Here is a 247-nt window from a genome sequence, read left to right on the forward strand (position 1 = left end):
ATCTGGTGCTCATAATGTATTGTTCAAAGAAGTACTTAAACAGCTTAAAGAATACCAAGTAGATGACATATTAGTGTTTGGAGGTGGGGTTATCCCATTAGAAGATGCTCTTGACTTAGAAAGGCAAGGGATCAAGGAAATATTTACTCCTGGTACTTCCACTAAGACAATAGCAGCTTATATTGAGCAAGCTATTTTAGAGGAACGAGGATCTAAGTCATTACTTGAGAAACCTGTGGGACTAGAT

At 37.7% G+C, this 247-nt stretch carries 1 pseudogene; it reads left to right on the plus strand.

The annotated features are described in order from the left end of the window. Nucleotides 1-247: pseudogene (locus tag AOA59_RS32500) on the plus strand (hypothetical protein); the annotation flags it as partial.

The sequence above is a fragment of the Pseudomonas sp. 2822-15 genome, assembly GCF_002742515.1.
Classification (GTDB): Bacteria; Pseudomonadota; Gammaproteobacteria; order Pseudomonadales; family Pseudomonadaceae; genus Aquipseudomonas; species Aquipseudomonas salomonii.